16 protein-coding genes are annotated in these 20,559 nt (G+C 44.2%); 9 read left to right on the top strand and 7 right to left on the bottom strand.

Annotation, left to right across the window (positions count from 1 at the left end; genetic code table 11):
- Positions 1 to 277: 277 nt before the first annotated feature.
- Complete coding sequence (gene fumC, locus H9653_RS03530) at positions 278 to 1,681, bottom strand: class II fumarate hydratase (protein WP_191690480.1); 1,404 nt, start codon at positions 1,679 to 1,681, stop codon at positions 278 to 280.
- 141 nt (positions 1,682 to 1,822) lie between these two features.
- Between fumC and H9653_RS03525 the strand changes: the two genes are divergently transcribed.
- Both H9653_RS03525 and H9653_RS03520 read left to right on the top strand, forming a co-directional pair.
- Positions 1,823 to 2,542, top strand: coding sequence for a 5-formyltetrahydrofolate cyclo-ligase (locus H9653_RS03525; protein WP_191690478.1), 720 nt, complete (start codon positions 1,823 to 1,825; stop codon positions 2,540 to 2,542).
- Positions 2,542 to 2,793 (top strand): hypothetical protein, encoded by a 252-nt coding sequence (locus H9653_RS03520; RefSeq protein WP_225211582.1) that lies wholly within the window; start codon positions 2,542 to 2,544, stop codon positions 2,791 to 2,793. Before H9653_RS03525 ends, H9653_RS03520 begins: the two co-directional genes overlap by 1 nt.
- A 517-nt stretch (positions 2,794 to 3,310) precedes the next feature.
- Here the strand turns inward: H9653_RS03520 and H9653_RS03515 are convergent.
- Positions 3,311 to 4,672, bottom strand: coding sequence for a Na+/H+ antiporter family protein (locus H9653_RS03515; protein ID WP_191690474.1), 1,362 nt, complete (start codon positions 4,670 to 4,672; stop codon positions 3,311 to 3,313).
- A gap of 477 nt (positions 4,673 to 5,149) precedes the next feature.
- Here H9653_RS03515 and lon point away from each other — a divergent pair, with 477 nt between their 5' ends.
- From lon to H9653_RS03495, 4 genes are all read left to right on the top strand, one after another.
- Positions 5,150 to 7,597, top strand: a complete 2,448-nt coding sequence (lon, locus tag H9653_RS03510) for an endopeptidase La (RefSeq protein WP_191690496.1) — start codon at positions 5,150 to 5,152, stop codon at positions 7,595 to 7,597.
- A gap of 145 nt (positions 7,598 to 7,742) precedes the next feature.
- A complete protein-coding gene (locus H9653_RS03505; RefSeq protein WP_191690472.1) occupies positions 7,743 to 8,819 on the top strand; it encodes an META domain-containing protein in 1,077 nt (358 codons plus the stop codon).
- A 39-nt stretch (positions 8,820 to 8,858) separates the two neighbouring features.
- Positions 8,859 to 9,974 (top strand): META domain-containing protein, encoded by a 1,116-nt coding sequence (locus H9653_RS03500; protein ID WP_191690470.1) that lies wholly within the window; start codon positions 8,859 to 8,861, stop codon positions 9,972 to 9,974.
- Between the two features lie 170 nt (positions 9,975 to 10,144).
- Positions 10,145 to 10,702, top strand: coding sequence for a superoxide dismutase family protein (locus H9653_RS03495; protein WP_068407176.1), 558 nt, complete (start codon positions 10,145 to 10,147; stop codon positions 10,700 to 10,702).
- Positions 10,703 to 10,784: 82 nt separating this feature from the next.
- Here the strand turns inward: H9653_RS03495 and topA are convergent, their stop codons facing one another.
- Positions 10,785 to 13,451 carry a type I DNA topoisomerase gene (gene topA / locus H9653_RS03490; protein ID WP_191690468.1) on the bottom strand — a complete coding sequence of 889 codons (2,667 nt, stop codon included), beginning with the start codon at positions 13,449 to 13,451 and terminating at the stop codon, positions 10,785 to 10,787.
- Between the two features lie 274 nt (positions 13,452 to 13,725).
- Positions 13,726 to 14,322 (bottom strand): hypothetical protein, encoded by a 597-nt coding sequence (locus H9653_RS03485; protein WP_191690466.1) that lies wholly within the window; start codon positions 14,320 to 14,322, stop codon positions 13,726 to 13,728.
- Between the two features lie 331 nt (positions 14,323 to 14,653).
- Here H9653_RS03485 and H9653_RS03480 point away from each other — a divergent pair, with 331 nt between their 5' ends.
- Positions 14,654 to 15,193 (top strand): DUF2799 domain-containing protein, encoded by a 540-nt coding sequence (locus H9653_RS03480; RefSeq protein ID WP_191690464.1) that lies wholly within the window; start codon positions 14,654 to 14,656, stop codon positions 15,191 to 15,193.
- 382 nt (positions 15,194 to 15,575) lie between these two features.
- Here H9653_RS03480 and H9653_RS03475 read toward each other — a convergent pair whose 3' ends face one another.
- The 3 genes from H9653_RS03475 to H9653_RS03465 form a co-directional block, all read right to left on the bottom strand.
- Positions 15,576 to 15,977, bottom strand: coding sequence for an ExbD/TolR family protein (locus H9653_RS03475; RefSeq protein WP_068407187.1), 402 nt, complete (start codon positions 15,975 to 15,977; stop codon positions 15,576 to 15,578).
- A gap of 75 nt (positions 15,978 to 16,052) precedes the next feature.
- A complete protein-coding gene (locus H9653_RS03470) occupies positions 16,053 to 16,745 on the bottom strand; it encodes a MotA/TolQ/ExbB proton channel family protein (protein ID WP_191690461.1) in 693 nt (230 codons plus the stop codon).
- Positions 16,746 to 16,926: 181 nt separating this feature from the next.
- A complete protein-coding gene (locus tag H9653_RS03465; protein WP_191690459.1) occupies positions 16,927 to 17,895 on the bottom strand; it encodes an energy transducer TonB in 969 nt (322 codons plus the stop codon).
- Positions 17,896 to 18,251: 356 nt separating this feature from the next.
- Here H9653_RS03465 and H9653_RS03460 point away from each other — a divergent pair, with 356 nt between their 5' ends.
- Positions 18,252 to 19,307, top strand: coding sequence for a siderophore ABC transporter substrate-binding protein (locus H9653_RS03460; protein ID WP_191690457.1), 1,056 nt, complete (start codon positions 18,252 to 18,254; stop codon positions 19,305 to 19,307).
- A 96-nt stretch (positions 19,308 to 19,403) separates the two neighbouring features.
- Positions 19,404 to 20,513 carry an ABC transporter permease gene (locus H9653_RS03455; protein ID WP_223808516.1) on the top strand — a complete coding sequence of 370 codons (1,110 nt, stop codon included), beginning with the start codon at positions 19,404 to 19,406 and terminating at the stop codon, positions 20,511 to 20,513.
- Positions 20,514 to 20,559: the final 46 nt, after the last annotated feature.

Here is a 20,559-nt window from a genome sequence, read left to right as displayed (position 1 = left end):
CAGTTTCCCCATAACTTGCTCTCTATATTATAGATATAATCTATCTATTATAGTAATAAATAGGTAGGTTTGTATATGTTTTATTTAACTGTTTGCAACCCTGCTAAACCAATCCATGCACTTTCCATTCTACTTTCCTCATAAAGCCTAACAGTAGACTATAGTATAAGAGTATTAAATCACTCAAAATTTAGTAACCTAAATATAAGTTTACAGCATAAAAAAGACCTTGCCACATTACATGACAAGATCTTTTATTTACCCAAAAAAATCTAAATTAAGAAGGATGCACCATATCCGCAGGGGTTACCCACTCATCAAACTGCGCTTCAGTTAACAGCTCCAATTCAACCGCCACTTGCTTCAAAGTTTTGTTTTCTTTATAAGCAGTCTTAGCAATTTTTGCTGCGTTTTCATAACCAACATGACGGTTCAAAGCAGTCACTAGCATTAATGAATTATGCAAGAAGTCATCGATTTTGTCTTTGACTGGCTCGATACCAACCGCACAATTTTCGTTAAAGCTGTTGCAAGCGTCACCCAATAGCTTGATAGATTGCAATAAGTTAAAGGCAATCACTGGCTTATAAACGTTAAGCTCAAAGTTACCTGACGCGCCAGCCATGCTGATAGTGACATCGTTACCCATGACTTGAGCGACGACCATGGTCATTGCTTCTGACTGAGTTGGGTTTACTTTACCCGGCATGATAGATGAGCCTGGCTCATTTTCTGGAATCGTCAATTCGCCCAAACCACAGCGAGGACCTGATGCCAACCAACGGACGTCATTAGCGATTTTATTTAGGCTGCCAGCTAGCGTTTTGAGTGCGCCTGAAGCAAACACTTCGGCATCACGAGCGGCTAGTGCTTCAAATTTATTTGGTGAGGTGACAAACGGTAAGCCTGTTAATTCAGCCAATTGCTCAGCAGCTTTTACCGCATAATCAGGGTGAGCGTTTAGACCTGTACCAACCGCTGTGCCGCCTAGTGGCAATTCATATAGACCTTGTAGCGCGTTATCGATACGAGTTAATGAATGGTCAAGTTGGCTGACATAACCGCTGAATTCTTGACCTAGGGTCAAAGGCGTCGCGTCTTGCAAATGCGTACGACCGATTTTAACGATACTATCGAATTCTTTGGCTTTGGCATCTAGCGTATCGCGTAGTGCTTTTACCGCTGGGATAAGCAAGCTGTTAATCTGACGGGCAGCCGCCACACGAATCGCGGTTGGGAAGCTGTCGTTGGTAGACTGTGCATGGTTAACATGGTCATTCGGGTGAATCGGCGTGTAGCTGCCGCGCGCGTTCCCTGCGATTTCGTTGGCACGATTTGCCAATACTTCGTTCATGTTCATGTTTGATTGGGTACCAGAACCTGTCTGCCATACTACGAGTGGGAACTGATCCGTTAAACCACCGTTGATAACTTCATCAGCAGCTTGCACGATTAAATCGCGCTTATCGCCTTCGATACGCTCAAGGCTAGCATTGGTAATGGCAGCGGCTTTTTTCACTAGCGCCATTGCTTCAATCATCGGACGTGGCAATGTCTCGCCACCAATTTTAAAGTTCTCGCGGCTACGCTGAGTTTGCGCACCCCAATAAGCGTCAGCTGGGACTTCCACGTTGCCCATGGTATCTTTTTCGGTACGAGTTGCCTGATTCTGTGTCGACATAACTACCCTCTTTGATGGTTTGTTGTATAGCTGCTTTGAAAAAAGTGCAACACACGCTGCACATAAAGGAAAATACGATGTAAAGTGGCGTTATGATAGCATGACTTATCACAAATTTCTCCAAGTCCGTGAGGCTAACTGATGTCTAAAAACACCGGCCAACAACATTCTGCTACTGAATTATCTAACTCATTACCTGAGTTATCGCCTGATGACGCTCACTCGAAAAAGGAGGTTAAAGTCGCTGATAGCTTAAGTAATCCGCCACGACGACAATTTGCCCGCCAGCGTCGGCAATTAACAGCTGGCGAGCGTAGACAGTATGCGCGTATGGCAAGTTTGCATTTAATCAAGTTGCAACAGCGCTTACCGCCGCATGCAAAGATTGGCTTATATTATGATGGCTTTGGTGAGCTACCCACTCAGCCACTGTTGAAATGGTGTCGACGCTTAGGCTATTTACCTTATCTGCCGGTGGTTGGTTCGCTCGGTCGTACTAGAAATGGTAATGTGGATAAACGGCTGCGCTTTGTACCTATTTATCAGTCGAAACTGCTGAATATACCGACGCGCATTCATAGCTTAGGGATGAAGCAAAATCACCATCGCAGGTTACTTTGGGCACGAGAGTTGGATGTGATTATCTGTCCATTAGTCGCAGTTGACAAAAACGGCAATCGCATGGGTATGGGTGGTGGCTTTTATGATACTACGCTTGCTAAGAGCTACCAATCAGGCGCAAAAAAGCCATTAAAAGTAGGCTGGTGTTATGATTTCCAAGTGGTTGAGCAGCTTGAGCGCCAAGCGTGGGATGTGCCTTTAGATGGTTTGATTACGCCAAGTGGCTTGAGGTGGTTTTGATGACTAATAATAAAACCCCTGATGACAAGTCTAGTGCCGAGAATGTTGAGCAACATTTGGGACAATTAGAAAAAACAGAAGTCACTAGAGAGCAGTTATCTTACAGTCAAGAGCAGCCCTTTAGTTCTGATGAATTGCGAATGCTTATCAATGAAGAACGCTTAAATGAATTACTGGCTGACAGTGATGCTTTTTTGGTTAGTCTAAGTGGTGAGATTGAGGATTTTGAAGATAAAAATAAAGACCCATAAAGGATTTACAAAGACAATAATGAGCTACTTTTGCTCAAAACCACTAAGGGTAGTTTTTACTATCTTGTGGATCATTTTCGTCGGTCTTATTATCACGTTAGGTTTTAGCACAAATCCCTATTTACTTCACGTTCAGAATATTCCTCCTCCGCATCTCTATCCTATAGAATTAGTCGTTATATTAATAATGGCGATGCTGTTTCACTTAAGCCTACTGGTAACTATGGATGTATATATGGATAGTCGCTGGAAGTTCTTCGCTATGCTGTTGACTAGCATTTTATTTTTATTTGGTTTCGGTATGATGGCGATGCATGCACCGCCGTCATTAGGTGGGATGATTTTTTGGACATTCCTGTCATCTTTACTATTTTTATTGCTTTGCTTTCGGCAGGTCTGTTTATTTTTTTTAAGACGATTTTTTTTGTAGAGAATCAGTTTAATAACAAGGTAATTGACATTTTAAAGCTGGGTTAAAAACCCAGCTTATACCAAACTCTACTTAACTTTGATAGCTTTACAACACCATCGCCGCAATCCAACCAAATACCAATAACGGAATATTGTAATGGATAAAGGTCGGCACCACACTGTCTTTGATATGGTCGTGCTGGCCATCAACGTTTAGGCCAGAGGTTGGTCCAAGCGTCGAGTCTGACGCAGGCGAACCGGCATCACCAAGCGCGCCAGCTGTACCAATAATCGCCACGGTTGCTAAAGGTGAGAACCCTAAAGAGATACATAGTGGTACATAAATCGCCGCCAAAATAGGAATAGTTGAAAAAGACGAACCAATACCCATGGTCACAATCAAGCCAATCAATAGCATAATAAATGCAGCCATTGCTTTATTACCCGCAAACAATGACGCCGCGCCATCAACCAACGGCTGTATTTGCTCGGTCGCTTTCATGACTTCGGCAAAGCCTTGGGCGGTAATCATAATAAAGCCAATCATCGCCATCAGCTTGATACCATCATTAAAGACCGTATCGGCGTCACGCCATTTGACCACGCCGGTTGCCATAAAGACGCCAAAACCAAACATTGAGCCGAGTAATAATGAATCGGTATAGAGCTGTACGACAAAGGCTGTGACGATAGCAATTAGCGCGACGATGGTTTTCATTTTACTTTGCGTTTGGGCATCGGCAGCTGTTTTGCTTAAAGCGTCTTTTTCTACTACCGCATCGCGAGCTTGTTTATCGATGGCTAGCTGCTGATACTGACGCGGCTTACGATAGCTGATAAATACCGCCACTAGCAAACCAACAAGCATACCCAGCGCTGGAATCGCCATAGCTTTGGTGACCGAAATATTCGATACATCAATACCGGCTTCACCGACGTTTTTAAGCATGATTTGATTAAGATAAATATCGCCAAAGCCATAAGGGATAAACATATACGTGGTCACAAGACCAAAAGTAATCAGACAGGCAATCAGGCGTCTATCGATTTGCATACGGTTAAAGGCAAGCAATAAAGGCGGTACAAGCAGAGGAATAAAGGCGATATGAATCGGGATTAAGTTTTGGCTAAAGCAGCTCATGGTGACGAGCCCTGCAAACAGCATGTATTTAATCATGCCACTGGTGCCACCGGCATCAATGCGTTTAATCACCGCCCCTGCCAAAGATTGCGGTAAGCCCGAATGCGCAATCGCTACCGCGAAAGCGCCCAATAAGGCATAAGACAACGCAATTTGCGCGCCATTACGGATACCTTCTTGAAAGGCATTTAAGGTATCGGTCATACCAAGACCCGCAATCAGCCCACCTGCCAGCGCCCCGATTAATAAACTGAGTACCACGTGTACCCGCGCTAAAGACAGCCCTAGCATGATGACTACCGCTAGTAGCACCGCATTGATGGTCATATTCTCGCCCCTTACCCTATGTTTTTTGGTCCGCTATTGACTATTGGCACATTGCCGACCTATTTATTTCGCCCTAGCGTTTTAACTCACACGTTAACCCATATAGTTGCTATTTGAACGGAGCGGTTAAGACGCGCGTCATTTTACCTGATTTTAGCTATAAATCCCACGCGCAAAACTTAGCAGACAGGAGCGACCCTGCAAATAAAGACGCAATATTGTCATGACTGCTCGTCATATAGCCTTGCAATTTCATTTAGCAACACCATTTATCTAAACATGAACCACTAACTTGACTTTACAAGTCTGGTGAACGAGGAAGAATATATGAGTGAACATAAAATTGCCCAAGACAATATCGACATCGATGTCGACGTTTCATCTAACGTTGCTGATGATAAGGCGCTAAATACTTCATCTGACGATACCTTAGAAAACGTCTCGGCGTCTAAAACTATTCAGGACAGCGCTAAAGACATCGAAGCTGAAAGCGTTAAGGTAAAAGACGGTGAAGAGAGTTATCTGCCGCTACTAGCATTGCGTGATGTGGTTGTCTATCCGCATATGCAAATTGCTTTATTTGTCGGCCGTGCGCCGTCGGTAAAAGCCGTTGAATTGGCACAAGCTGAATACGGCAATAAAGTATTGGTCGTGGCGCAAAAAGACTCGCTAACCGAAGATATTGATCAAGATAACTTGTATCAGTACGGAACGGTGTGCCGCATCGTCAGCACTATGCCGCATGATAGCGATGAGAATTGCATCAAAGTATTGATTGAAGGTCAATACCGTGCGCGCGTTGATAATATTGAAAATCACGACGAGCTATTGATGGCAAGCTTTACGCGTGCTGATCTCGATATCAGCATGAGTGAGAGCCAACAAAAAAACACCATTCAGGCCTTAACGACGTTATTTGAAGGCTATGCCGATGCTCGTCTGCGTAATGCTCGTGAGCTAACTCGCGTGGCAAAACGCATCGATGATTTGCTTGAGCTGGTGTATTTTATCTCAACCCGTGTGTCGATGGATTTGGATATTAAGCAGTCGTTCTTAGAAGAAGACGATATCAAAACCCACATCAATACCTTGACCGAATATCTCGTTAAACAAAGCGCTGAGCAAAATATCGAGCAAGATATCCAAGATGCCGTTCGTCAGCAAATGGAAGACAATCAGCGCGAGTACTTCTTAAATGAGAAGATGAAAGCCATCAAAAACGAGCTGTCAGATATGAATGATGGCGCTTTCGATGAAGATGATGTCGCTGAGCTTGAGCAGCGTTTAGAAGATGCTGACTTGCCAGAAGATGTGCGCAAAAAAGCCGAGCAAGAGCTGAAAAAACTTAAAATGATGCCGCCTGCATCGAGTGAATCATCAGTGGTGCGCAATTATATTGAATGGATTTTGGATACGCCGTGGAATGCGACGACCAAAGTGTCTATCAATTTAGATAAAGCGAAAACCGTCTTAGACGAAGACCATTATGGCTTGCAAGATGTGAAAGACCGCATCCTAGAATACCTCGCCGTACAATCGCGGGTGAAAAAACTGCGCGGTCCGATTCTTTGTTTAGTCGGTCCTCCGGGTGTCGGTAAAACCTCGTTGGGTGAGTCAATTGCGCGCGCCACGGGTCGTAAGTTTGTACGTATGGCACTTGGTGGCGTCCGCGATGAAGCAGAAATTCGTGGTCATCGCCGTACTTATATCGGTGCTATGCCGGGTAAAATCGTCCAGTCATTGGCAAAAGTCGAAGTCAAAAACCCGCTATTTTTATTGGATGAAATCGATAAGATGGCGCAAGACTTCCGCGGCGATCCAGCATCTGCCTTGCTTGAAGTGCTAGATCCATCACAGAACGATACCTTTAACGACCATTATTTGGATATGGACTTAGACTTATCACAAGTGATGTTTATCTGTACTGCCAACAGCATGGATATTCCACCTGCCCTGCTTGACCGTATGGAAGTCATTCGTCTACCGGGTTATACCGAAGAAGAAAAGGTCAATATCGCGCAGAAATATCTCGTGCCGAAAGCGATTAAAAATAATGGCCTTAAAGAAGGTGAAATTGAAATCGTTGAAGCGGCATTGCACAGCATCGTGCGTAGCTATACGCGTGAAGCAGGTGTGCGTAACCTTGAGCGTGAAGTCAATAAAATCTGCCGCAAAGTGGTTCGCGGTTCGGTTGAAACCCATGGTGCACGTGCTCCGAAAAAAGCCGAACGCGAGCTGGTAGTAGTCGATGACAAAAACATCGATGACTATCTAGGCGTCCATCAGTACGATTATGGTCTGGCAGAAGAAGAGCCTGAGATTGGTCGCGTGACTGGGCTTGCTTGGACACAAGTCGGTGGCGAGCTACTAACCATCGAAGCGGTGGCGATGAAAGGTAAAGGCGAGCTGAGCTTTACAGGGTCACTCGGCGATGTAATGAAAGAGTCGATTCGTGCTGCCATGAGCGTAGTACGTGCCCGCGGTGACAGCTTAGGGATTGATTACGAGACCTTTAAAACTACTGACGTCCACGTGCATATGCCAGAAGGCGCGACCCCGAAAGACGGTCCATCGGCTGGTGGTGCGCTCACGACAGCGCTGGTCTCTGCCTTGACGGGCATTGCCATTCGTCCAGATATTGCGATGACAGGCGAGATTACCTTGCGCGGTAAAATCCTACGTATCGGTGGTCTCAAAGAGAAGCTGCTAGCTGCGCATCGCGGTGGCATCAAGCACGTCTTGATTCCAGCGACCAACGAGCGTGACTTGGCCGATATCCCTGATAATGTCAAAGAAGGATTGACCATCCAACCAGTGGCCACGATTGATGAGATATTAAAAGTAGCATTGGTGAGTATGCCAGTGCCGCTTAAGCCTGCGAAAGTGACGGTTGATAAAACCTCAAGCAAGGCGCTGCATAACTAATCTGATTAGTTACTAATCCAGTCTTATAAATCAAAAAGCCGCTCATCGTCATGATGGGCGGCTTTTTTTTGGCAATAATAAAAAACAATCTGGTCAAAACCCTATGCTATATTTTATACAAATGTTTATTAATTAGGAAAGTACAATGTTAAATCATTTAAGGGTGTCTCTAGTTGTAATAAGCACATTACTACCCCTCGCTTTATTAGGCTGCCAAACCAACAGCCTTAATCATTCAGCACAAACCAGTACCGTTATCGACGATAAAAACTGGTCAGCCTCTACGCCCAAACCTAGACTTTTGCAAACGATTACCAAATACGAGTGGCAACTGACACACGTAACTGATGAAAACGGTCAAACTCAGTCCTTTAATCATAAACCACCTTTGATAATGCAAGTCCGCCCCGATACTTTATTATTTGAAGAAGGCTGTCATCGTTATCAGGGTTCTTTTAAGGCTATGCGTCCCTTGCCTTATCCCTACTCATTGCCTGACATAAGAGACTTACCTGATAATTGTATAGCTATTTCTCATTCGGGCAGTGACTTAAATAAGGGCGACATTCAACGAGCTTTAGAAATTGTATTTGCGCCTTACTCAGATTCATATTTTAGGTTTGATCCTGTACTGCCTTCATCGCCACTCTTTTCTAAAAAAGCATCGAAACAACTGGCTTTAACGACCGATAAAGGCAAAATGTTCATTTTTTCTGGCACTGCTATGCCTAAACGAGCCGTCTCTGGACTAACCATTACTAATGAAATATTAGAGCGCTATCAATGGCATCTTATTAGTGCTACTGACCATACCAATAGACCTATTAGCCAATTAAACCATCCAAACGTACCTATTACTGCAAGCTTTGATATTGACTCATATAATCATAGCGATTATCAACAAGGGGCTTTTAGTCAAAGCGTTGGGTTTTTTACGGGATGTAACGGCGTTGGTGGGTCTTACGCGCTCTCCACTAATCAAACCTTATTGATTGGCGCTTCTCCTTCAACCTTGATGGGATGCGGTGATTTAATTAATGGGGTTGAAGATTATCTTGATCGCATTATGCACAACAGTTCTAGTCAACTAACCCTGACCCACCCAGATATTACATCGATATCTAATATTTCTAGCGTACCTATACCTGGCTACCTACTCACTCAAGAGCTAGATTCTGGCGAAACGCTTATCTGGAAGAATGAAATAAAGAAAACACCTTAGCCCCTATTCATTTTCATATTTTTTAAAAAGGATTTTACAATGCTCCTGCCAACTATAAAGCGCTCATTAACTATTATCAGCTTGTCTGTAGCAGTGGGATTAATGGGTTGCCAGTCTGCGCCATTGAATAGTATCCAGCAGACCACTATCGTCAACGCACCTGTTATTAAAGATAAATCTAACTTTACTGACGAGATAGTAATTAAAGAATCACAAGTAATGCAATGGGTAGCTCACTATGACTGGCAATTGGCGCAAGTAATTCATCAAAACGGTAACATAGTCGATATCGAAAATTTCGCACCGATTACCTTAGCAATAGAACCCAGTTCAATAAGTCTGCATCAAGGCTGTGAGCATTATAGAATGGATTTTCATGCGCTGTCCGCGCCGCCTTATCCCTATTATTCTCATCTTACTAAAGTACCCACAACTTGTCATGACGACAATAATACTGATACTGCAATTAAAGAGGATAATAGTATTCAATCGTTATTTGTTAAGTACGCACCTGTTAGGCTTAATTTTGAGTTATTGCCAACTTCACATTTAGCATCACAATCAGCGCCAGTCGCTATACAAGCTGCCCCTAAACGTTTGGCACTTAATATCGAAAATGGTAATCGCTTAATTTTTATAGGTTCAACTAAAGCATTGGCAACTCCCGCTGGATTGCCCATTACTAACGAGTTATTAGAGCAGTATCATTGGACGCTGGTGAGTGCCGTCAGTAATACTTATGATGCAAAAGGGGAATTAACTAGAAAACCTTTGGGCAATTTTTATCACCCAGATCATCCTATTTCAGCGAGCTTTGAAAGTTGGCCTAACAATCAGTACGCATCCTTTAGCTCAGGCTGTAACGGCGCGCGCGCGCCTTATTTTTTACTCAATGATAATACTTTCAAAGTCGGCACTATTATTAGTACTGTAATGGGCTGCGGTGAGACAGGCAATAGAATCGAGTCCGCTTTGTTTGATTTGATGCGTGATAGCAGCAGCCAGCTAACATTAAGCTTACAACCCTCACAGCCAACATCGCCAACATCACCAACAGCAGATAATCAGACCGATATGCCTCGTTATAATTTATTGCAAACGATGGCAACAGGCGAAACCTTAGTTTGGCAAAACGAAGTAAAGAAAACGCTGTAAACCTTTTTCAAACGCATACGTTATTTACATTTATTAACCGATTGTTGCGCATTTAATGAATAGTTATATTTAAACCTTGGCTATACTGATTGCGACATTAAGCAATGTTTGAGTATTTTAATAAAACAATAGACATTCATCACAACAAATAAATATAAATGGAGATAATAATGAATAAGACGATGCTTGCAAGTGCCCTGTTATGTGGTTCAGCTCTAGCGATGACAGGTTGCCAAACCGTCAAAGGTCAAATGCAAACGGGCAATCCACTTAACCAACCTGCGTTAAAATCTACGATCAATGCAGTCGCTGGTAATAAAAATGAAGTGGGTCAAGTATTCCTACGCCCAGTAGATGGCGGTGTCCAAGTTTATGGTAAGCTCATGAACCTGCAGCCTGGTAAAACTGTGGCATTGCACATTCATGAAACGGGTAGCTGCGGCGATATGGGTAAAGCGGCTGGTGGTCACTTTAATCCAGATAAAAAACCGCATTCTCATCCTGATGATATGAATGGTCATGCGGGCGACTTGCCGAACTTAACCGCCGATGCGAATGGCGTTGCTACTATCAACTATGTGAATAAGAAAATCTCTGCCGCTGATGCAGGTAAATACAGTGTTAACCGTCTAGCCTTTATCGTCCATAGCGGTGCTGATGATTATAAGAGCCAGCCTGCTGGTAACGCAGGCGATCGCGTTGCTTGCGGTATCATCGAAAAGAACTGATAGCCCAAAAGTTAATAGCAAAAAACCTCTTAGATTATCTAAGAGGTTTTTTATGGTTTAAAGATAAGGTGATTAAAGAGGTTTACTCTTCTACCCATTCACCATTACGCCAGTACACACCCCAGCGCGTGGCTTTGCCGTTTTTCTCAGAGCCGATATACTGCTCTTTTTTCTTCCGCGACCAGCGCAAAATGGTTGGATTGCCATCAGGGTCTTCGTCTGGACCTGCGAACAGATACTGGAACTTATCTTCCATTTTATCTTTGATTTCGCGTAACTCAGCAAGCTTTGGCGCACGTGTTTCGCGTACTTTCGGGAACTTAGATGCTGCTAAGAACATCCCAGCCGCGCCCTCACGCAAGATAAAGTAATCATCATGCTTGGTCGATTTCAGCTCTGGCAAATGGATAGGATCCATACGCGGCGGCGCTGCTTCACCGGTTTTAAGTACTTTGCGGGTATTGTCACATTTTTGACACGCAAAGTAAGGACCAAAACGCCCGGTTTTTAGCTCCATCTGCCCATCACATTTATTACAATCGATGGTTGGAGCATCTGAGCCCGGTACTTCAAACTTACCTTCTTCTAAGATATAACCGTCACAATCAGGGTTATTACCGCAGATATGTAGCTTAAGACCCCCATCAACGATATAGCCGTTCATGGCCGTACCGCATTTCGGACAGCGTTTCTTTTCCATCAAATCTTTAACTTCAGCCGCTTCATCATCGCTGTCGCTATCATCAAGATTGGCAAACGCTTCGACTGGCATTAAGTTCTTAGTGCCTTTACAGCGCTCTTTTGGTGGTAAGTTATAGCCAGTACAACCTAAGAACACACCCGTTGAACCGGTACGCAGCTGCATCGGACGATCACAAATATCGCAATGTACATCTGGCACATCGGTTGGATCATTCGGGCGCATACCGTCTTTTTCTTTGGCACGATCTAGGGTTGTTTTAAAGTCGCCATAAAAGTTATCGAGGACATCTTTCCAGTCGGTATCACCTTCAGCGACATGGTCAAGCTTGTCTTCTAATGCAGCGGTAAAGGTATAATCCATCAAATCTGGGAAACTGGCGGTCAATCTGTCGGTGACGATATCGCCCATTTTTTCAGCAAATAAACGTTTGTTTTCAAGCTTCACGTAACCGCGATCTTGAATGGTTGAGATGATAGACGCATAAGTCGAAGGTCGACCGATGCCTTTTTTCTCAAGCTCTTTGACAAGGCTTGCCTCTGTGTAACGCGGTGGCGGCTTGGTAAAGTGTTGACTCGGATCGAGCTTATCGAGCGTTAACTTATCACCTTGTTTGACATCAGGTAATAAAGTATCGTCAGTCTTCGCTGGTGGCATAACTTTAGTAAAGCCATCAAACACTAGGGTGCGACCGCGTGCTTTTAGCTCGACATCGCCGGCAGCGACAAATAGATTCACGGATAAGTATTTCGCAGGCGTCATCTGACAAGCGACAAACTGACGCCAAATCAGCTCATATAGACGAATGGCATCACGCTCAACGCCTTTTAACTGCGTCGATTTCATATTGACGTTAGACGGACGAATCGCCTCATGCGCCTCTTGTGCGCCTTGCTTATTGCCATAGAAGTTTGGCTTTTCTGGCACGTATTTGTTGCCATAACTGTCTTCGATATAGCCACGTACGGCGGCTAATGCATCACCAGACAAGAAAGTCGAATCGGTACGCATATAAGTAATATGACCAGCTTCGTATAAACGCTGCGCCAAAATCATGGTTTTCTTAACTGAAAAGCCCAAGCGCGTACTGGCAGCTTGCTGCAATGTCGAGGTGATAAACGGCGCACTCGGACGCGACTGCGTTGGCTTCTCTTCGCGCTCTTTCACGATAAAGTCGTTTGAATTAAGAACTTCTAGGACTTTATCGGTCTGCTCTTTATTAACAAGCTTTAGCGTTTTGCCGTCTTGCTTGGTTGCCTCTAGACGAATCGCAATGTGCTCAGCGTCTGCCGCTTTCTTGGCTTTACTATCAGCAACATGAGTATCGGCGTGAATCTGCCAGTATTCTTCTGGAATAAAGGCGCGAATCTCATGTTCACGCTCGACGACCAAACGCATGGCGACCGACTGCACGCGACCAGCTGACAGACCGCGAGCGACTTTTTGCCAAAGTAGCGGCGATACCATAAAACCAACGACGCGGTCTAAAAAGCGGCGCGCTTGCTGCGCATTCACACGGTCAATATCAAGTTTTGATGGTTGCTTAAAGGCATTTTGGATAGCAGATTTGGTAATCTCATTAAAGACTACGCGCTCATACTTGCTATCTGCACCGCCGATAACTTCTTTTAGGTGCCAGGCAATTGCTTCCCCTTCTCTATCCATATCCGTTGCGAGATAGATTTTGTCAGCGTCTTTGGCTAAAGCTTTCAGCTCTTTGATGACTTTGGTCTTGTTAGGCAATACTTCATAGACTGCCGCCCAGTCATGCTCAGGATCAACACCCATGCGACGTACCAATGCTTGCTGTGCTTTTTCTTCTTTGCTCAGTTTGTCATCTTTTTTGGTAGCAGCAGCTTTTTTGGTACTTTTACTGGCACTAACCGGTAAATCACGGACGTGACCGATACTTGAGCGTACGACAAAGTCATCGCCTAAGTATTTGTTAATGGTTTTTGCCTTGGCGGGTGATTCTACAATCACCAGAGACTTGCCCTTTTTTGGGCTGTCAGCAGATGCTGAGCTTTTTTTGGTTGTGGTTTTTGCCATATGTGACGACACCATAATATAAGTAGATTAAAAGTAAGGTTTAATTCAGCAGCATGGCAATTTATGGTAGCTAGTTATCATAGCCTTGCGGTTTATTGTAGTAGTAGCTGCCAATAGAAACGGTTATAAAACAAACAATAACCATAATACAAAGAGTCAGTTATAAAGACGTTACACTGCTAAGTATTACACTGTCAACTGAAAATGACTGCGAGTTTGCCAAAAGTGCTTGCATATTGCCCTTTAATGGAGACGAAAAATTGCTTTACCAGCTTTAAGATTTTTTCTGCATTTGTAATGCCCATTTTTCTAGGTTTTCTTTCAGTGCCAGCAAATCAGCCTCAATCAATTTTTGCTGATAGGCAGGATTGGTTGATGGACGCACATAGGCGATATCTTCCCAATAAATAACGATGCTATTGGCTTTGGTTAATAGTCCTTTGACAAATGGCTCAATACTAACAGGCAAATCAATTGGCATCTTATCCAGACTAAAATTGGGCTTTTTGATATCCGTTTTGGTATTATTTTGGCTGGAACGAATGGCACTCGGGATAGTCAGCTTGGTATCTTTTGTGGAGGTATCGACAAAACGGCTATCTGGTCGCCACTGTCCATCAATCACTTGATATCGCGTATGCGGCAGTTGCATATCGTCTAGCACTAGGCAGTATTGTCCTAGCATCCCGCGACCATATTCGTTGTCTTTACCTTTAATCCAATCAGGGCAGCTCACAAGCTTTGGATTCAGTTGCAAGCGGCGCGCAGTCATACGCAGCTTGTCCAAACGCTGATCGATACCGTTAGGTTTGAGCGCCATCATACTCCCTAATACGAATAGTACAATGATAACGCCTATTAACATTCCCATAATGGTCTGACCTTTTGACTGAATGAATGCGGTGCTAAAAAACAAAAACAGTGCCAACAATGCAATGGCTACGATTGATACAGATAACCGTCTTGATTAAAACCTGTCAATAAACAGACGCCTATAATGAGCGCAAAATATTAAAAATCAAGCAGAATGTCTTTACCAAACCTCAAGCCTGAATCACATTGCTTGAGAAAACGCTACTATATATACCTATATATCAGATACTTATCTAAACCAAAAACAAGCATGATAACGAGATACAAAAAGTGAATGCCACTAAAAAGTGCTATGATAAACCATAATTTTAAACGCGCGCAGGTTTATTATGAATTATCTTATTAAGCTAAACTCATCGATAGCTGATTTCGCTGGTAAAGCTGCTCGTCAGCTTGTGAGTAAATCAGGTATCGCTGTCTCTCTGATGGGCGCTACCTTATTGGCCATATCAGGCTGTGCAACGACGCAAAGCCTCACGCCGCAGCAGTGTCAAACCAGTAACTGGCAGGAAGTCGGCTATGTCGATGGACTTCACGGGCGCTCGGGTGCTTACTTTGGCAATTATACCAATCAATGTGCAAGTGTCGTTGGCGCAACGCCAAACCGCATATTGTGGGAGCAAGGTCGTCAGCAAGGACTAAAAAACTACTGTACCGAGCTCAATGCCTATAAACTTGGCCGCGAAGGTTATGATTGGCAGCCTGTTTGTCCGCTCGAAGGCATCGAAAAGCTTGAGGAAGCCTACGCACAAGGACGCTACTATTATATACGTCAGCGCGACCTTGACTATCTGCGCTCACCGTATCCATTCGGTTATGGACCTGGACGCTTTGGCTACGGTTATCGCCCGTTTGGTTATGGTTGGTAATTACTATGATTAATGGTCGCTATCCAGTCAAAACATCCTGAAAACGCGACGGTATTGCTGATATCAATTTTTGTAGCCTCTGTCTGCGTAGGCACAGCAAACAAGAAAAATTGATATCAGCAGCGCGTGATGTATCGATATGACTTTTCACTCACTATATGACCCACCGAATGCCATACAATCTACTAAATTGAAGGGTTGCTAAAAAAAGATAACCTCGCAAGGTTGCCCAAGCGAGGCGGGAGAGAAAGTTTATTATTTTAATTATTCTTGTTATTGTCGTGGTTATTTTCTTATTACTAAGCTTACTTGTTTATCTTGCTAGCTTATTGTTTTAAAAACTATTTTTACTGCTCAACTGTATTAATCAGTCGTTTAAACCTTACTCGTTAACAAAAGCCACCTTCGTTAATCCTGCTTGACTGGCTGCCGCTAATACTTGCGCCACGGTATCATACCTACTTTCTTTATCGGCACGCAGCTGGATAGAAGGATCCTTGCCATTCGCCGACTGTTCTTGCAGACGCACTTCTAATGCTTCTATACTGATAGGCTTGTCATCCCAAAACAAACCTGCATCTTTATCGATGCTAATTTGAATCGCCTCGGGCGGTGTTTCATTGACCTCGGCACTGGTTTTCGGTAAATCCAATGGCACCGTTGGATTCAGTACGGTCGCTGTCAATAAAAAGATAATCATCAATACCAGCATGATATCGATAAGCGGAATAAGATTCATCTCATTCATGCTTTGACTGTCATCGTCACCCAATTGAAATGCCATAATTGTTCTCAATACCGTTAATTGTCGTCTTTTCTGCTCGTGCTTTTTTGGCTTATTATCTCTACTGAACCATCACTACAACTGCGATGGTGCGGATTTATGATAATGCTCAGCTTGTTTATCTGCATTTGCCTGCTTCGTTAACTGCGTTACTTGATTAGTAGTATCACGTTGGACTGCTGGCTTTTGAATTGGCGCTTGTTGCACTGCAGCAAGCTCGCTAGATTGTGCCAATAAATCATGCGCTCTATCATTGGCGTGATACATGACGCGGCGATTGATACGTATCGCAAGGTTATAAAACACCACCGCCGGAATCGCAACAGCAATCCCTAAACCGGTCATAATAAGGGCCTCACCGACAGGTCCTGCGACTTGTCCTAATCCTGCTTGACCACTGACACCGATATTATGCAGCGCATGGAAAATACCCCACACCGTGCCAAACAGACCGATAAACGGCGCGATTGCTGCTGTCGTACCAAGTATCGGCAAACCGCGCTCACTGGCAAAACGATAGCGACCGATATGCTTGAGTAACGTCTGCTCAATCACCAAACGCCGAGACGCGGCATCGCTTTCAACCAAACTGACCTGCTTACTATGAATCTGCGCACTCAAATCATCGGCGACGCTAGCTGCCAGTTTGCGACTTTGCAATATGCGAATGATACCCGTCACCCAAGAGGCAATAGATAAAATAAGAAGCAAAAAGAATAAGGTTCTGGTCACCATATCGCTATATTGCCAGTAGGTTGTAAAGTCCATATCAGACTCCTTAATGTGGGATGTCGTTACTTGTCATTTTATGATTGTTAGCAGTACGAGTTTTGATAACTATTTTCGTACATCGTTGCTATATTTCGCTGTGTTTCACTATATTTTGTATGTGTCGGTTGTTTTATATCTGCTTGTATAAATGCGCTTTTCTACACCCAGTCTTTTATATTTAAGGAACCGCATAGGCAATTGGCAGGGTGACATTGCCGACCACTGGCGCGCCGTTTTTGGTAAAGGGTTTGAATTTACCTGAACGCACTTGGCGCTGTGCTTCTTTATCTAACAGCGGATTTCCTGACGATTGGGCCACACGTATGCTATCGATACCGCCTTGTTTATTGACTCTTAATACCAACACCACGTTGAGCGTATCTCCCGAACGGGCGCGGCGAGCGGCGCGGTCAGGAAAGCTAAAGTTTGGCGCCGATGCCCAGTTCGCAGCACTGGCGGTAAAATTGACAGGCTCATTACTTGCCGCAGCCTCTGCTTTTGCTCGAGCAGCGGCTTCCGCTTCTCTTTCAGCCTTTGCCTGCGCTGCTTTTTGCGCCGCCTCTTTAGCGGCATTGGCGTCTGCCTGCGCTTGAGCGTCACGAGCCGCTTGCGCCTGCGCTTCTTGCAGCGCTTTTGCTTGCGCTTGTCTTTCCGCTTGTTGCGCTGCCTTTTCTGCCTGCGCAGCTATTATACGGCGCTGTTCGTCAGCGACTGACTTATCAATAACTGGTGGCTTGTCTTCTATTTTTTTCTTTACAGGTGGTTCTTTTATAGGCGGCGTCTGTACAGGTTTTTCTTTCTGAACGATTGGTTCTTCTTCTCTTACTACGGGATCTACTGGCGTAACCGCTTTCATTTTTTGTTGCGTTTTTGGTTCAGGCTTGGGTTCGGGTTTAGGCGTTGGTATAGATTCAGCTTTACTTTGCGGCACTTCCTCTACCTCAGTAACCACGTTTTCGATGGGTTGAGTAGGTAATGTGACCATTTGGATTTCAAGCGGCGGCGTCTCTTTAATGGGCTTATCTTTAAGCATAGGCGCTTTGATTATCACCAAAGCGATTGCGGTAAGCAGGTGTAGCCCGACCACTAAAATAATAGCGATAAGTATCAATCTAAGTGGTGGCGCCTCTAAATCCGTTGAACTCATAACACCCTAACATTTAACCGTTATAGAATAGCGTAGATAATAATGCAAACGATAACTATTATCAATAGTAAATTATTAATCTCTCCATTTTTTTACTGCCTATCTTAAGCAAAGTTCTTGAGCAAAGTTGTTTAAAACTAAAAATTTAATGAATGAAAAGTCAGTTAATAAAAACCATTATCGTTAATATTGATAATAAGTCTCAATTACTTTATTATGGCAGTTGTTTTTATAGTGAAAATAGCAAATGATCGTAAAACTTTAATTATAAAGCCGCTATTTTTTATCATTATTCTGCTGTTTTTTTAGCATTCTTATAACAATACCAACCAAACCTTTGATATACCGAGTTATTTATGACTACTACTTTATGTTCTAATCGTACCGCAAGCCTCCTTGTTAAACGTCCATTATTGACCGCCATGATGACCGCGTTCATTGCTAGTGTTGGCTTAGCAGGTTGTAGTTCGCCTGATTCAAGTGATAATGAGATAACAGAAACCAAAGCTGAAAACCAAACGGCTGATGCGGCCTCGAATGTAGCTGAAAATGACAACGTTTCTGTTGCGACCATCGCAGTTGATACGGTAAAAGGTAAAGTCGATTTGGCCATGAATCCATCACCATTGGTCGTTTATGATATGACCTTGATGCAAGATTTGGCGGCGCTTGACGTAGCGGTTGACGGTATGCCAAGTGGGCTACTTTTAGATAACTTACAGTCAAAAGTACATCCGGATCCTAAAGAAGTCGGCACGGTATTTGAGCCTGATCTTGAAGCGTTGAACGCCATGCAGCCGCAAGCAATTTTGATCGGCTCGCGTATGGCAGAAAAATACAATGAGCTATCGAGTATCGCACCCACGCTGGATATGAGCATTGATACGGCAAATATTTATGAGTCAAGCAAGCAGCGCTTACACGATTTGGGTGCGTTATTTGGCAAAAGCGATCAAGCAGTAAAATTGCAAGGCAATATTGACACGCTGATTGACGAGACCAAAGCCTTAACCAAAGAAAATAAAGGCAAAGGCTTGGTGGTCATGGTCAATGGCAATAAGCTGTCAGCCTATGGTGATAAGTCGCGTTATGGTTTTATTCACAGCGTATTAGATATTCCAATGGCAGATGATAAAATCACTGATGCGCGTCACGGTCAGCCTATCTCATTTGAATACATACAAAAGACCAATCCAGATTGGTTGTTCGTCGTCGATCGTAGCGCTGCAATCGGTGAAGATGGTGCGGGTGCCAAAGCCGTATTGGACAACCCACTGGTGGCGCAAACCACTGCGTGGGATAAAGCCCAGGTAGTGTATCTAAGCCCAGACTCTTACTTAGCCTTTGGTGGTTATTATCAGTGGCTACAGGATTTAACGACGATTAAAAACGCCTTTACTAAGGCAAAATAAATTTTGACGCTATACAAGATACAAGTAGCAGCTGTTGCTTATGACAGTTGCTATCCATAAAAATTTTCAAACCCTATTCGTAAGCCAGTAGCCGTTATGCCATTATTTTCACCTCGTGCTCAAGCCAGCGTTAAAACCAGCTCTACTCTGCCAGCTGCGCCATCAAGCTGGCAGCCGAGTGCAAGTAGTGGCAGCCGCTACGCCCGTGATAAACAGCGCCGCGCTGCGATACCGCCGTGGTTAATAAACACAGCCAGCCTCATAATTATGGGGCTTTTGGTGTTATTAAGCTTATCCATTGGTGTAGCAGATTTTTCGTGGTCAGGTATTTTGCAAAGCCTTATCAGTCAAAGCGCCAACTCTGATAGTTCATTAATGTTGGTGAGCCGTATTCCGCGCACCGTTGCCATTATTTTGACGGGTATCGCGATGGCGGTGGCTGGGATGATTATTCAAGTGGTGCTGAAAAACCGCTTCGTGGAACCCTCGATGGTTGGGGCAACCCAAAGCGCCGCATTGGGATTACTGGTAGTCAGTTTATTGTTCCCAGCCAGCGCGCTACTGGTCAAAATGGGTGTCGCAACTATTGCGGCAGTCGCGGGCATGATGCTCTTTATGCTGCTGATACATCGCGTTCCGCCGACGGATTTTTTGATGATTCCACTGATCGGTATTGTCTTTGGTGGCATTATCGAGGCGATAACCACTTTTATCGCCTACCAAACGGAATCGCTACAGATGCTCAGCGTTTGGCAATTTGGCGACTTCTCTTCGGTATTAGCTGGACGTTACGAATTGCTTTGGTTGACGGGCGCACTATGCGTGCTGGCTTATATTATCGCCGATAAACTGACCATCGTCGGTTTAGGCGATAATATCGCGCTAAACTTGGGGATTAGTAAACGACAAGTGACGTGGCTTGGTGTTGGCATGGTGGCGATGATGAGCGCTGTCGTCGTCGTAACCGTTGGTATGATTCCCTTTATCGGTTTGGTCGTACCCAATATCGTTAGCCGCATTATGGGCGATAAACTACGTCGCAGCTTGCCCGCAGTCGCGCTCTTGGGCGCATCAGCCGTGCTACTTTGTGATATTATCGGGCGCTCCATTCGTTATCCTTTTGAAGTGCCTGTGGCGACAGTTTTTGGTGTGGTCGGCACGGTGATATTTTTATGGTTGTTATTACGTGCGCCTGCTGAGCAATAAGCCCTAGCGCAATCTTGTCGCTGCCTGATTGTTAACACTTTTCTTA

The sequence above is a fragment of the Psychrobacter communis genome (assembly GCF_014836505.1).
In the GTDB taxonomy this organism is placed as follows: Bacteria; Pseudomonadota; Gammaproteobacteria; order Pseudomonadales; family Moraxellaceae; genus Psychrobacter; species Psychrobacter faecalis.
This window is presented reverse-complemented; position numbering and strand designations above follow the sequence as displayed.

What these genes read in the sequence shown, in the direction of transcription:
- H9653_RS03485 (WP_191690466.1), bottom strand. Translation starts at nt 14,322, where the DNA reads ATGGGAATGTTAATAGGCGTTATCATTGTACTATTCGTATTAGGGAGT.
- H9653_RS03495 (WP_068407176.1), top strand. Translation starts at nt 10,145, where the DNA reads ATGAATAAGACGATGCTTGCAAGTGCCCTGTTATGTGGTTCAGCTCTA.
- H9653_RS03465 (WP_191690459.1), bottom strand. Translation starts at nt 17,895, where the DNA reads ATGAGTTCAACGGATTTAGAGGCGCCACCACTTAGATTGATACTTATC.
- H9653_RS03480 (WP_191690464.1), top strand. Translation starts at nt 14,654, where the DNA reads ATGAATTATCTTATTAAGCTAAACTCATCGATAGCTGATTTCGCTGGT.
- H9653_RS03525 (WP_191690478.1), top strand. Translation starts at nt 1,823, where the DNA reads ATGTCTAAAAACACCGGCCAACAACATTCTGCTACTGAATTATCTAAC.
- H9653_RS03515 (WP_191690474.1), bottom strand. Translation starts at nt 4,672, where the DNA reads ATGACCATCAATGCGGTGCTACTAGCGGTAGTCATCATGCTAGGGCTG.
- topA (WP_191690468.1), bottom strand. Translation starts at nt 13,451, where the DNA reads ATGGCAAAAACCACAACCAAAAAAAGCTCAGCATCTGCTGACAGCCCA.
- H9653_RS03500 (WP_191690470.1), top strand. Translation starts at nt 8,859, where the DNA reads ATGCTCCTGCCAACTATAAAGCGCTCATTAACTATTATCAGCTTGTCT.
- H9653_RS03475 (WP_068407187.1), bottom strand. Translation starts at nt 15,977, where the DNA reads ATGGCATTTCAATTGGGTGACGATGACAGTCAAAGCATGAATGAGATG.
- H9653_RS03455 (WP_223808516.1), top strand. Translation starts at nt 19,404, where the DNA reads ATGCCATTATTTTCACCTCGTGCTCAAGCCAGCGTTAAAACCAGCTCT.
- H9653_RS03460 (WP_191690457.1), top strand. Translation starts at nt 18,252, where the DNA reads ATGACTACTACTTTATGTTCTAATCGTACCGCAAGCCTCCTTGTTAAA.
- H9653_RS03520 (WP_225211582.1), top strand. Translation starts at nt 2,542, where the DNA reads ATGACTAATAATAAAACCCCTGATGACAAGTCTAGTGCCGAGAATGTT.
- H9653_RS03470 (WP_191690461.1), bottom strand. Translation starts at nt 16,745, where the DNA reads ATGGACTTTACAACCTACTGGCAATATAGCGATATGGTGACCAGAACC.
- fumC (WP_191690480.1), bottom strand. Translation starts at nt 1,681, where the DNA reads ATGTCGACACAGAATCAGGCAACTCGTACCGAAAAAGATACCATGGGC.
- H9653_RS03505 (WP_191690472.1), top strand. Translation starts at nt 7,743, where the DNA reads ATGTTAAATCATTTAAGGGTGTCTCTAGTTGTAATAAGCACATTACTA.